10 protein-coding genes are annotated in these 13,867 nt (G+C 34.6%); 6 read left to right on the top strand and 4 right to left on the bottom strand.

The genetic code is table 11. From position 1 onward, the window contains the following. Positions 1 to 62 precede the first annotated feature (62 nt). Together BMX53_RS17830 and BMX53_RS17825 are read right to left on the bottom strand one after the other, a co-directional pair. Complete coding sequence (locus BMX53_RS17830) at positions 63 to 995, bottom strand: siderophore ABC transporter substrate-binding protein (RefSeq protein ID WP_074748219.1); 933 nt, start codon at positions 993 to 995, stop codon at positions 63 to 65. A gap of 7 nt (positions 996 to 1,002) precedes the next feature. Continuing rightward, entirely contained in the window at positions 1,003 to 2,148 is a 1,146-nt protein-coding gene (locus BMX53_RS17825) for a PepSY-associated TM helix domain-containing protein (RefSeq protein WP_074748217.1), read from the bottom strand. A 166-nt stretch (positions 2,149 to 2,314) separates the two neighbouring features. On the opposite strand from BMX53_RS17825, the gene BMX53_RS17820 reads away from it, so the two are divergent. Together BMX53_RS17820 and BMX53_RS17815 are read left to right on the top strand one after the other, a co-directional pair. Continuing rightward, positions 2,315 to 3,307 (top strand): helix-turn-helix domain-containing protein, encoded by a 993-nt coding sequence (locus BMX53_RS17820; RefSeq protein ID WP_074748215.1) that lies wholly within the window; start codon positions 2,315 to 2,317, stop codon positions 3,305 to 3,307. Positions 3,308 to 3,415: 108 nt separating this feature from the next. Then, positions 3,416 to 4,348, top strand: coding sequence for a helix-turn-helix transcriptional regulator (locus BMX53_RS17815; protein WP_074748213.1), 933 nt, complete (start codon positions 3,416 to 3,418; stop codon positions 4,346 to 4,348). Between the two features lie 201 nt (positions 4,349 to 4,549). On the opposite strand, the gene BMX53_RS17810 is transcribed toward BMX53_RS17815, so the two are convergent. Continuing rightward, positions 4,550 to 5,443, bottom strand: a complete 894-nt coding sequence (locus tag BMX53_RS17810) for a DMT family transporter (protein WP_074748211.1) — start codon at positions 5,441 to 5,443, stop codon at positions 4,550 to 4,552. A gap of 95 nt (positions 5,444 to 5,538) precedes the next feature. On the opposite strand from BMX53_RS17810, the gene BMX53_RS17805 reads away from it, so the two are divergent. Next, entirely contained in the window at positions 5,539 to 6,963 is a 1,425-nt protein-coding gene (locus BMX53_RS17805; protein WP_063175599.1) for an aminotransferase-like domain-containing protein, read from the top strand. 221 nt (positions 6,964 to 7,184) lie between these two features. On the opposite strand, the gene BMX53_RS17800 is transcribed toward BMX53_RS17805, so the two are convergent. Further along, positions 7,185 to 8,039, bottom strand: coding sequence for an aminoglycoside 6-adenylyltransferase (locus BMX53_RS17800; RefSeq protein ID WP_063175564.1), 855 nt, complete (start codon positions 8,037 to 8,039; stop codon positions 7,185 to 7,187). A gap of 304 nt (positions 8,040 to 8,343) precedes the next feature. Between BMX53_RS17800 and BMX53_RS17795 the strand changes: the two genes are divergently transcribed. The 3 genes from BMX53_RS17795 (at position 8,344) to BMX53_RS17785 (ending at position 13,655) form a co-directional block, all read left to right on the top strand. After that, positions 8,344 to 10,506, top strand: coding sequence for a TonB-dependent receptor domain-containing protein (locus BMX53_RS17795; protein WP_074748209.1), 2,163 nt, complete (start codon positions 8,344 to 8,346; stop codon positions 10,504 to 10,506). Between the two features lie 11 nt (positions 10,507 to 10,517). Then, entirely contained in the window at positions 10,518 to 11,777 is a 1,260-nt protein-coding gene (locus BMX53_RS17790) for a hypothetical protein (RefSeq protein ID WP_074748207.1), read from the top strand. Between the two features lie 132 nt (positions 11,778 to 11,909). Then, positions 11,910 to 13,655, top strand: coding sequence for an ABC transporter ATP-binding protein (locus BMX53_RS17785; RefSeq protein ID WP_063175567.1), 1,746 nt, complete (start codon positions 11,910 to 11,912; stop codon positions 13,653 to 13,655). The last annotated feature ends 212 nt before the right edge of the window (positions 13,656 to 13,867 follow it).

The following is a 13,867-nucleotide window of genomic DNA, read 5'->3' as shown; positions in this document are numbered from 1 at the left end:
ATAAGGCTCTTAATTCTAGAATTAAGAGCCTTATTTTTGCTTATATGGTTGTCGGTGGTGTTTTATTTGTACCCTTTAGAGATATCCTCTAAGAAGATCTTAAATGAGGTAGCTCCAGAACCTGATAAAAACCAAGCATCAGGATTTAAGTATATTACTTTGTTGTTTTTAAAAGCGTTTGTTTTTTCTAGTAATGCATTACTAATACGCACTGGTTGATCTGTATTTTGTACAATAGCATCACGGTCAATGATAAATAGAATATCAGGGTTGTGTTCTAAGATGAACTCACTATTGATGATTTGCCCATGATTATTAGCTATTTCTGTTGTAATGTTAGTAGCGCTCTTAACCCCAAAATCTTTAAAAATAAACCCATAACGAGTATTTTCGTCAAATAGACGGAAACTACCTTCTGAGTGTATGATAAGCATAGCTTTATCATTACTCGTTGCTACTAGACTCTTTAATTGTTTTACACGTGTATCTAAATCTTTAGCTAATGTTTCTGCTTTAGGCTCTATTTCATATATTTTGCCTAATAATGTTAGATTATCTTGTATGTATTTTAGGTAATTATCTCCTTTATTAGGAATACCTAACATTAGTGTAGTTCCTATTTTAATCATTTCATCATAATCAGCAGGAAAAGCATTATCCATAAAAATTAGGTCGGGACTAAGATGACTTACCGCATCAAAATTAGGTTTGAATACAGCACCTAAATCAGCGATACTTTTGTCTTTCTCTAAATGAGCTAGATATTTAGGGGTGAATTCTTTAGCCATTCCTTGAAACGGAACACCTAATTCATCCATATTTTCCATAACTCCACGTTCTAGCACAGCTACATTTTTAGGTTTTATAGGTACTTGAATTGTATGACCATTATTTTCTACTTCGATGAAGTTTTCTAAGGTTGCTCGTTCACTATGTTGTTTACAACTTGTGATAGCGATAGTTAATAGTGCAAATACAATAAATTGTTTTTTCATGATAGTACTAGTTTTTAGTTTTTGATTTCTTTTTTCGGCGACCCCACCACACTAAGAACCCTGTAATAGGTAGAGTAGTAGCTATTAGTCCAGCTAAGAAAGTAGAGAATTTACCTAATTGGCCCCACCATTGTCCCATGTGAATTTGCCAAACTAGGTTATCTACTTTATCATAAATCTTTTGTTTATGTCCGTCGTTTACGATTTGTCCAGTGAATTTGTCAAAGTACAATGCTTCTTTTCCTTCCTCACTTTTTAAACCTGCATTTGTTCCTAAGAAAAAAGGATATATACTAACGTTATCATAGTTATAGGTCCATATACGTATAATCTTTTTGTCTGGATGAAGGTCAAAGGCCTTTTGGATTAACTCATTGGTATCATAGTAAGCCATATCTTTTGTAGCCTCTTGATCTCTTGGGTAGTCTTGTAGGGTATAAAACCACATCTTTCCCTCTCCACCAAATAGACTTATAGTTCCTTTCATTAAAGGACTAAAGAAAATCAACAATCCAGTCATACCTAGCAAAAAGCAAATGATAGCACTATAGAACCCAAAAACGTTGTGTAAGTCGTAGTTTAGACGCTTAAATCTAGCTTTCCATTTGATTTTAAAACTACTATCTCTAGTCGCTTTTGTCCATTTTTTAGGCCACCACAGCACTAATCCCGTTAAGGTACTAAGTACAAATACAATCGTAGATATTGCAACAATCCATCCACCCGTTTTTCCCATTAATAGGTTTGAGTGCACATGAGCCATGATATAAAAGAAGCCGATGGTCTTATCTTGTTTTAGTATTTCTCCTGTATAAGGATTAATGTAGATAAGAGTTAGTTTTCTGTTTTTTAAGTTAGCAGAGTTGATAATCCAACTTTTAGTAGGATCTTTATCTACTATGATATAAGAGAAACTCTCTCCTGGGAACTTTTCTTTATGGATAGATGTTATTTCATCTATTTTTAGAGGCTTCCCTTCAGGTTTTACATAAAGGGCTTCTTTACCTGCAGACCATTGCATTATCTCATCACCATATACTATTATAGTTCCTGTAAGAGAAACAAATACTAGTATTAATCCTGCTACTATACTAGGCCATAAATGTAGCCAAGCAATAATTTTAGAGAATGTAGACTTACCTTTTTTTTTCATAAGATGAATAGAAACATAGTTATAGTATGTACTTGTTTAGATAACAAAGCCTTTGTAACTATGGTGTTTAAAAGTTATTTAGATTTAATTCAAATTGTTGTGATGCGAAAATAGTTGTAATTTTGCGTCAGTATCTACGCAAAACGTATTTATAAACCTACGAGTTATGAGTCTTTTATATCAGCAATATCAAGAAGTTTTAAAGAGTATTCCCAACCGGATAGAGTGGGGAAGCAGTGAGTTGTATAAGGAGCGTTATGGACAGTTTGTGTTTAAGCATATACCGATTAAACAAAAGTTTATTGATCATCCAGGGTTTATAGTTTCTTATGGAGAGTGGACTATTCCTAAAGAAGTAAAAGTTCCTATAGATAATCCTCAGAATACTTTTAAGTTAATGTTTGAATTAGAAGGCTATTCTTGTTTTACAGATAGTAAAGCAAAGCAACAAATAGAGGTACCTCAGGATTGTTTTAACCTTATTTATGTACCTAAAGCGAAAGGATATTTAAAATACAAGACTAATCGTAAAGTAGTAGAAGTAATTTTTGACGAGGCTTATTTTACTCAATTGGTTCAAGATAAACTACCTGTTTTACTTCCATTTATAGAGCTTATTAAAAAAGGAAAAATGGTTACTTTATTTTCTCAAGCTAAGGTTATTTCGATAGAGATACATCAGTTATTATTGATGATTTTACAGAACGATATACATCCAGACTTAAAACAAGTTTATTTAGAGACTAAGATTATCGAACTGTTATTGTTAAGTGTACAAGAAAGTTTGGATAGAGTAGTTGCACCTTTAGAGAATGTTAAGTCAATGAGTGATGCAGATAAGTTGTTACATATAAAGACATGGATAGATAATCACTTTTTACAGGAGATTACATTTTCTATGTTGAGTCAACGTTTTTATATCAATGAGTATAAGCTAAAGAAGTATTTTAAGAAGTATTACCATTCTTCTTTGATTAAATATATTAGAGATTTACGGTTTGAATACGCTTATCAGCTTTTAGCTTCGCAGAAGTTTTCTGTCAACAAAGTAGCAGAGCTACTTCATTATGAATATCCACAGCACTTTACGATTGCATTTAAAAAAAAGTATAATATAGCTCCAAGCATTTTAATTCAGAAGAAGAAATCTTTGACATAAAATAGCACGCTATTTAGAGTGAGTTAAAATAATGTATGCTTTTTGTTTACCTTTGCCTACGAATTATGAAGAGTCTCTTAGTGACGTATTAACCCTTAGTTTAGTATCATGATAAAAGAAACAATTATAAATGTTGGAGATAATTATGCTAGTCATGGAATAAAAGGCAATATACAATTGTTAGATATGGATGGATTGCATATCGATCATGTATCACTACAACATAAAACTAAACAACAAAAGGAAGTCCTGAGAGAGCAAAAGCATATAGAACTTTTCTTTTTGTTTCAAGGAGATCACTTTTATCAGTCTAATAAGAAACAACGTGTTAATACTTCGACAGGACGTTTTAGTTTCTTTCATTTACCTCATATAGATGGACTATTGGCATTTAATCCTGTAGAAGGTAACTATAGTGCTATAGGTATTGAGTTAACCATATCTTACTTAGAACATATATTTCATGGAGATTTAGAATTGTTAGGAGATTTTGGTAAGTCTCTGTATAGCGAAAGAGAAAGCTCTTTTTCTTCTAATTTGATGATTCAACCAGAAATGAAAAGATTGTTGTACGATTTAGTAAATAACAATTATGATGGTATGATGAAGAAGATTTATGTCGAAGCTAAGATTGTAGAAATACTTTTACTCGTGATTCAGAATCAAGTAGAGTACAAGTATGATTTATGTGGTGGAGCATTGACTAGAAGTGATATAGATAAACTTTATTACGTTAGAGAATTAGTGAGTAATAATTTACAAACGCCTTATTCCATAAGAGATTTGTCTCGTTTAGCAGGTATTAACGAGTTTAAATTAAAGAAGGGTTTTAGAGAGTTGTTTTCTACCACAGTATTTAACCATTTGTATGAAGAGCGTATGATGTTAAGTCAGAAACTATTGATAGAACAAGATTTGTCTATAGCTGATATTGCACAGCAAGTAGGGTATAAGAATCCAACACATTTTACTGCAGCTTTTAAACGAAAGTTTAATGAATTACCTAAAGATGTAAAGAGTGGAAATTTTGTTCAGTTCTAATTATTTCAGTTTTGAATAAAAAAAGAAAGTATATTCAATAAAAAAAGTGAAGAGAGATCTTCACTTTTTTGTTTTAGTTGTGTGTGTTTAAAAGGTGTAATATATTCTTTTAAAAAACAGTGTAGAATATCGGGGCTAAAGTAAGGTGATTTCTTTTAGTGCATTCTACACTGTTAGGGCTAACTAATCATTGGGGTGTTACTAGCCGAATTTTTTACTTCCAGCTACACATAGGATAACTCCTACCGTAACTAATATCATATTTGAGCTTACGTGTTCGTTTAATAGAGAGGCAGCTAATGCTAACCCGAAAAATGGTTGAAGCAATTGTAATTGTCCTACAGATGCAATACCTCCTTGAGCTAAACCTTTATACCAGAATACAAATCCAATAAACATACTGAATACTCCTAGATAAGCTACACCTACCCACGCATTAGTACTGATTAACTCAGGGTGAGACGGTGCTGTTAAGAACATCATAGGTAGTGATATTGGTAGTGATAATACTACAGCCCATGAGATCACTTGCCATCCACCTAAAGACTTAGATAGTTTAGCTCCTTCAGCATAACTTAATCCACATAATAGGATAGCGATAAGCATTAGCACATTTCCTACAGGAGAGCTAGTACCTCCTTGAAGCACTGCAAATCCTATAACAATAAGACTTCCTAGTATAGAGAATAACCAGAAGATAGACTTTGGTTTCTCACCACCTCTTAATACTGCAAATACAGCTGTACTCATAGGTAATATACCTAAGTAAACTAATGAGTGAGCAGAGGTAATATGTTGTAATGCTAGTGCTGATAATAAAGGAAAACCTATTACTCCACCTACAGCTACTATAGCTAAAGGCATTAACTGAGCTTTAGTCGGTCTTTTTTCTTTAAATGCCAATAGACAAATAAGTGCTAATACACCAGCAATAGCTGCTCTAGCCGTAGTGACAAATATGGGATCTAATTCTAATACAGCCACTTTAGTAGCAGGCATTGATCCACTAAATAATAATACTCCTATAAATCCATTAATCCATCCACTAGTAGATGAAGATTGTTCGATAGATTCTAATACAGTAGCCTGTTTCATTTTTCATGTTTTATTTACATGACAAATATACAGTGGCAATTTTAACAAACACAGTCTCAATTTTGTATATTTGTATGGACACAGTTAAGATTGTTATGGAACATAATTATTTGTATTTAAATATAGCTGAGGCTATTGCTAGTCAGATCAGAAGTGGTGTATTAAGAGAAGGAGACAAGCTCCCTTCTGTGAGAATGCTATGTGCAGAACACGAAATTAGTATGAACACAGCTAAGCGTGTGTACTTAGAACTAGAGACACAGGCATTGATTGAGTCTAAACCTCAGTCGGGTTATTTTGTGAGTAATCTGTACTATGATGAGATTCCACTTCCACAGGCGAGTAGCCCTATCCTCTTAGCAAACAATAAGGAACCAAAAGAGATTATCCGCAAGGTATATTCTAATATGGGAAACAGAGATATTACCCTGTTTTCATATAGTACTCTTTATGATGATTTCTTGCCTTTAGCGAAGATGAAGAAGGAGATTGTAGCTGCTTCTAGAGCTATGGTGCACGGAGGGGTAGAGTATGACTCTGTACAAGGCAATATTAATTTAAGAAGAATGATTGCACAGCGTTCTATCACTTGGGGAGGTAGTCTTAAGGAAGACGATATTATCACTACTAATGGGAGTATGAGTGCTATATCACTGTGTATGTTAGCACTAGGCAAACCAGGTGATACTATTGCTATAGAGAGTCCTTGCTATCCAGGTATCTTCCAGTTGGCAATAGACTTAGGATTTAAGGTAATTGAATTACCAACAGATCCAGTTACTGGAATTAAGATAGAAGCTCTAAGAGAAGCTGTAGATCATATTGATATGTGTCTATTGATCTCTAATTACAATACTCCATTAGGAAGCTGTATGCCTGATAAGAATAAGAAAGAGATAGTAGAGTTATTAGATAAACACGATATTCCTCTAATAGAAGACGATGTATATGGTGATATGTACTTCGGGACACAACGTCCTAAGTGCTGTAAGGCTTTTGACAAGACAGGTAATGTACTTTGGTGTAGTTCTGTGTCTAAGACCTTAGCACCAGGATATAGAGTAGGCTGGGTATCTCCAGGGAAGTATAAGAATAAGATTATGCACCAGAAGTTAGTCCATCTAATATCTACCCCACCTCTAATGCAAGAGGCTGTAGCTAGCTTTATGAAATCGGGTAACTATGATAAACACCTTCGCAAACTTAGAAAAGACATCTACAGTAACTATCAGAAGTATCTAAATACTATCATCACTAGTTTTCCTTTAGGCACTAAAGTCAATAGACCACAAGGAGGACTATCTCTATGGATAGAGTTTGACCCTAGAGTTGACGCTATGGATCTTTATGATTTAGCGATAGCTGAGAAGATTAGTATTGCACCAGGAAGGATGTTTACTGTACAAGAACAGTTTCAGAGCTCTATACGTCTATGTATAGGACTGCCGTGGTCAGCCGAAGTAGAATATAAGCTAAAACGTGTAGGAGAGTTAAGTAAACAACTGTTGTACAATGAATAATTGACAATGAGGAATGTAGGGGCGAATTGCAATTCGTCCAATATTAGACTAAAGTATGGGCGTAATACTTTACGCCCAATAATGAATATACAGATAGATTAAGTCTTGCTACGCAATAGTCTCCTGACTTTGCGTACTTCTTAAATAAACATAGTTCTTGTCCTTTAATGCAATCCCAAAAACACAAAATCACAACCAACAAAAAAACAGAAAAAACAAAATCATCCTCCAATAGAAGAATAAATCCTATCAATATACTTCAGTGTATTCTCAGCCTCTTTAGTATTCACATCTAATGCTAGTCGTTTCCCCAATTTGAGTTGTAACTCATAGAAGTAAGTCGTCATCGTATTAAATGCCTCCCAAGTGTTTTGTACATTGGCATTGCTATACGTTCTTAATACCTTATTGTATGCCTTAGTACTAAGATATTGCTTGATATACTTACCTGATTTACCAATAGAAACACTAAAGTTATGTTCGCTACCGACTTTCCATTCAAGTAATTGTAAGAACATAGGACGAACTACAGTCTCCATCATATCTTTGGCATAGACTCTCTCTTCTCTAACTAAGCCTTTAGCTACATTCGTTGCACACCACCAAAACTCATTACAAACCTCTGTAAATTCTCTTTGAGTAGGGCGTTGCACGTGATAGTCTATATCAGATGCCTTAGGCATATCTTTAAACAAATCGTCTTTATCTAACCAAACGATAGAAAGGCTATCCCTTTTATATTCATCTAATTTATCAATAGGGTATAAGGTCAGATCTAATCGACTTCCATTCTCATAAATCATTAAGTAAGTATAAGAAATGGGAGTAACTCCTTTTTCACTACCCAATAACATATCATCAGGAAGTTGCTGTATAGCAGGTTGCCCGAAAGTATTATAGATGGTATTATCTTTTTTTATAGATTCTATATCTGAGACCATAAATAGGACATCATAATCTTGATATTCATCAGGAGCGACTAGTGAGTTTGCTCTAGAACCGTTTAAGATAACTGCCCTAATTCGCTCATCTTGCTTTGCTAAGGTTAATATTTTTGTTTCACTAATTGGGGACATATAAAGTGTTTTTATTGTTAACAAGGAAGAGGCAATTTAGTAAAATTATATTACTATCTATTTAGATTAGAGTTTTTTAATGTAGACTATTTGTAGCCATTAGAAGATAGAAAATGATACTTGACTTTGCTGTTTCTTATTGATTATCTTTTTTTGTTTTTCTTTTTTAATCAATCTAAATAATACTCCTTTTGGCGTCATTTATATTCCTTTTGGCGTCAGCGCTCACACAAAGTGATGGCTACTTTTGCCATGTCAATAAAAGAGATAGCCTTCTTGTAGAAGCTATAAAAGAGATGTCACAATGAAAATACCATACTTTACCTTATCCTTAGTTGCAGTTTTATCGTTTAGTACTAAAACTGCTTTTGCACAACAAGATACTATACAAAATACAGGGTTAAAAGAAGTGATTATTCAGAAGGAGTCAAAAGCTCAGAAAGAAAGCCGCCAACCTGTGCGTGCTACAGTGCTTGATGTAAAAGCAATGAAGCAGCAACCTTCGAGTGTTATAGAGCTTATGAATAGGGCTGTAGGAGTAAGGGTAAGACAGACAGGAGGACTAGGTAATAATGCTAGTCTGATGTTAAATGGTTTTGAGGGAAATGCGATTAAGTATTTTAGAGATGGTATACCAATGGATTACTTAGGTAATGCATTCAGTTTTTCTGTTGTACCGCCTACTATGATAGATCGCATTGAGATTTATAAAGGAGTAGTGCCAGTATCATTAGGAGCTGATGCTTTAGGAGGAGCGGTGAATATTGTAACTAAAGAGCCTGAGAGTAATCAATCTATAGATGCATCTTATCAGATAGGATCTTATAACACGCATAGAGGAACGTTAAACGCATATTTTCAAGATAAGCAAACAGGGCTTTTCGGAGGAGTGAATGCCTTTATTAATTATTCAGATAATGACTATAAAGTAAACGTACCTTATACAGATCCTGAAACAGCACAGACGCGTAAAGAAAAGCACAAGTTGTTTCACAATCGTTTTACTAATGGTTTTGTAGAAGGGTTTATTGGAGTAAAGAACAAGACTTGGGCCGACGAATTGCGTTTGACTGTTTCTAGTTTTTATATCAATAAGCAGCACAACTATGGAATGACGATGAACTACCCTTTTGGAGGAGTGACTAGCAATATGAATTCTGTAGTACCTACACTGCGTTACCGCAAGGCATTCTTAGATAATAACCTTAAGTTAGATCAGTTCTTAGTATATAATACTTTGCACTCTAGTTATACAGATACGATTAAAGGGTTTTATGATTGGAGAGGTAAGTTTACTCCAGTAGCTAGTAAAAATGGAGAAGCGACTTCTAACGGAAGTTTGAAGAAATTGCGTTACTATAATTTTATTTCTAGAACGAATCTTTCATATCGTTTAGACAATGGTTATATAGAGTTAAACTCTGTGTACAATAGTTCTACTCGTAGAGGGTCTGATCCATTTGGAGAGACATTTCCATTCTCTAAAATAGATATGTTACAGCGTTCAGTAGTATTTCAGAAGTGGATTACAGGACTAAACTGGAGGTTGTATGCACTAGATGATCGTTTGACAAATGATTTGTCTGTTAAGTATTACTATTTGCGTACAGAAGGGTATGAGAGTATGCATGGAGACACACAGATGGAACAACAGCGCTCTAAAACAAAAGGAAATTGGGGATTCTCAGAGTCCTTAAAGTATCAATTCACTGATCGTATCTATGCGCGTTTCTCTGGGGAGTTAGCTGTTCGTTTACCAGAGCAAGCAGAGTTTTTTGGAGATGGAACCTTCACCCGTACCAACTTTGCATTAAAGCCAGAACGCAGTTGGAATTATAACCTAGGAGTTAATTATAATAACCAAACTAATCTAACTACAGAGGTCAATGTGTTCTATAGACGTACTCATGATATGATTATGCTATTAAATACAGGAATCTTCGGTAACTATGAGAATATCGATAAGATTAAAGGAGTAGGAGTAGAGATAGACGCGGCGTATTCACCATTGAAATGGTTAAGGTTGTCGGGTAATGTAACTTATCAGGACTTTAGATTATACGATAAAGAAGATAAGACTTATGAGGGAGCTCGCCTGAGAAATACACCTTATTTCTTTGCTAATCTTGGTCTTCGCACCTCACATGATAATGTATTTAAGTCAGGAGATAAATTCTCATTCTATTATAACTACAGCTTTGTAAAAGCATATTACTTAGACTTTATTCCTAAAGAGTTTGAACCAAGTGGTTTCTTAGGATTATGGGGCAAAGCTGAGATTAATGCAGAGGCTTACGTAATTCCTGATCAGAACCTACACTCAGCAGGAATGGTATGGAGTTATTCGCCTAAGCTGTCTTTCGGATTTGAAGCAAAGAACATCTTTAACAGTGAGATTTTTGACAATTACAAAATACAAAACGAAGGCTTTAGCCTTCACTTTAAAGTGAACTTATCAATAAATTAATATTTTATAAAATGAAAAAAAACATATTTACTACTAAGAGTATTGGAGCATTGGTGTTAGCAGGATTCTTTGCTTTTACTTCTTGTTCATCAGAAGATAATTCAGGTTCAGAGCCAACTAAACCAGAAGTTGAAAAAACAGAATCATATGCTGTATTAACAGCTACTTTAGGAGTACAACCATTTGTGGGGTACCTAACTAACTTCGCTAAAATGCCAGAAGGCAATATTGATAATGTTCAAAAAGGTTCATTACAAGTAAAAGGAAATGGAATGAAAGCCTATGGAGAGTGGATATTTCAACGTCTTCAGTTAGGACGTGTTTCTTCTCCTGATGATGGTATTTTAAGATACTCTATTAATCCTGATGGATCATTAGTAGAGACAGGAAGAATAACAGGAATGTCTTCTAATTTTTATGTACATGATAAAACAACAGGATACTATGCAGATGCTGGAAGAGGATTATTAAAGATGCAAATCTTTAACCCTTCTACAATGCAACGTACAGGAGAGATAGATTTATCAGTTGTTGAAGATAAAAAAGCAGAGTTTCAAGCAGTAGGAAGCCGTTTTATAGCATCTAAAGATGGTAAACTATACGTAGATATTATCACTGGAACAAAAGATGGACAAGGAAGTCAGATGAAAGATCCTGCTCCTGGATATATAAAATTAGCTGTTATAGATATTGCTACTAATAAATATGAAAAGACTATTCAAGACAATCGTATTAGTTATGTAGGATACGGTGGAAACGCTAATCAAATGTGGACAATGGGAGATGATGGAGCTTTATATATGTGTTCTCATGGTTTTGGTGTTGATGGGGCTACTAACGGATCAGCTATTGTTAGAATCAAAAAAGGAGCTACAGAAATTGACCAAGATTGGATCATCAAAATCAATGATTATGTAAAGAATACAACAGTTGGATCTGTAGCTGTAAAAGGAGGAAAACTATATACAGCATGGAGTGATAAGGCTTTCTCTTACACAGAAATCCTACCTAATGCGAACTTTACTTATTACGCTTTTGACAAAGAGAATATAGCTGCAGGACCTAAAGCTGTAGAAGGATTACCGAAATCTACTTATGCATTCCAAGACGCACAAGCTATTTCTACTATAGATGGTAAAGTGTACTTCCGTGTAGTAGATAACAAAACATATAATGGATACTATGTACTAGGTGCTGATAACATTGCTAAACCTGCATTCAACGTTGGAAAAGGTGGAAGTGTATGGGGATTAGTGAAACTAGTGAAATAATAATGTTTGATTATTTAGGACTCTAAATAAGAAGTTCGATTGTGATAGTAGAGGAGGTTACTTCTCTACTATTACTTTTTAGTATTGATAGGAAGAGGGAGAAGAAGATAATTAATTAAAAACAACAACAATATGGCAACAGACAATGTATTATGGCGTATCATCAGGCCTGTAAAGAAGAAGCTAAACTTTGCAATGGCTCTTTCGGTAGGTTCGACTTTGTTAACCATAGCTAATCTAATAATACTTAGTTATTTAATTAACGCATTATATACTGGTGATACTACACAGCTACTATATCTATTTGGAATGATGATACTATGTGTAGTAATTAGCTATGTACTTCGTTTAAAATCATTTGATGTGTCTCATTATGCTGCTTTTGATCTAGAAGCTATTTTGCGCAAGAATATTAGTAGTCATTTAGCTAAGCTACCTCTAGGTTTCTTGGCAGAGACAGGATCAGGAGCCTTAACTAAAATACTAAATGAAGACGTTAGATTACTACACGGATTCGTAGCAGACAGTACTCCATTATTTGTGCGTACTTATGCTTTTCCAGTAGTGACTTTGGTAGCACTTTTTTGGTTTGATTACAGAGTAGCTTTAGTGTGTTTAGTCATCCTAATAGTTGGATTAGGCTTTTTGGCTTTAGCTATGAAGAACAAAACGGAGGTTACACATCAGTTTAATAAAGCAAAAGAAGATATCAATGTAGCAGTGATTGAATATGTACAGGCGATGCCAGTCGTGCGTGTATTTGATGGAGGAGAGAAGTCTTTTGTGCGTTATGAGAGTGCGTTACAGCGTTATTTATCTATTATCACTTTATGGTTTAAAGAGAACGGACTTAATGCTAAGCTATCTATGTTTATCCTGAATCCACTACCTACCTTTATTATTCTTTTAGTGTTAGGTACCTACTGGTTTCAAGAGGGATCATTGAGCTTTGTATCATTTGTAGCATCTTTATTACTAGGTACAGGGATGATAGAATCTATATTGCCTTATCGCAGTTTGACTAACGTAATCTCACGTGCAGCAATAAGTTCAAAGAGAATAGAAGAATTACTTGCCGTAGAACCTTTAGCTTCATCAGGAGAACAAACATCTGTAAGTGATACGACGATTAGCTTTGAGAGTGTATCCTTTACCTATCCAGGTAGGGAAGATAAAGCTTTAGACAATATCAGTTTTACAGTAAAACCAGGAACTTTTACAGCTATTACTGGAGCATCAGGAGCTGGAAAGTCTACTGTAGCTCGTTTATTGCCTCGTTTTTGGGATGTCAATCAAGGGCAAATCAAACTAGGGGATACAGATATTAGAAATCTTAAACCAGAGGTGTTATTAGACACAATCTCTTTTGTGTTTCAAGACAACTTTATCTTCTCAGATACGATAGCGAACAATATCAGAATGGGAGCAGAAGAGGCTTCTATAGAGAAGGTGAAGGAAGCAGCTAAAGCAGCACAGATACACGACTTTATCATGCAGCTGCCTGATGGATATGAGACATTAGTAAAAGAAAGAGGAAACAACTTCTCTGGGGGACAAAAACAGCGTTTAGCTATTGCGAGAGCAATATTGAGAAATAAGCCAGTTCTTATCCTTGATGAGGTAACGTCTTTCTCAGATACAGAGAATGAGCTATTACTGATGCGTGCTTTTCGCAATCTGATGAAAGACAAAACGGTGATCATGATTGCACATCGATTAGAGACAATTAAGAATGCAGATCAAATCATTGTGATGGATAAAGGAAGAATTAGCGAAATAGGTAATCACGATCAATTGGCAGCTAATAATGGTATTTATCACGCTATGTGGCAGTCGTATACACAAGCGAGAAATTGGCATATTAAATCAGATAAATAATAGAGATGAGTAAAGTACAAACAAACAAGAGCAGTTCTTTTATCGGTATATTATCTAACTTGATTAAAGCAGCAGGCCCTATGGGCGGAAGACTGCGTATGAGTTTAATATTAATCTTATGAGGTCAGTAGTTAGTTACCTACTAAACTTTTGATAGTTATAGGACTATGATTAATCATTCTCTTAAGAAGATTATTGAATATAGTATTTTT

The organism is Myroides marinus (genome assembly GCF_900109075.1).
In the GTDB taxonomy this organism is placed as follows: Bacteria; Bacteroidota; Bacteroidia; order Flavobacteriales; family Flavobacteriaceae; genus Flavobacterium; species Flavobacterium marinum_A.
This window is presented reverse-complemented; position numbering and strand designations above follow the sequence as displayed.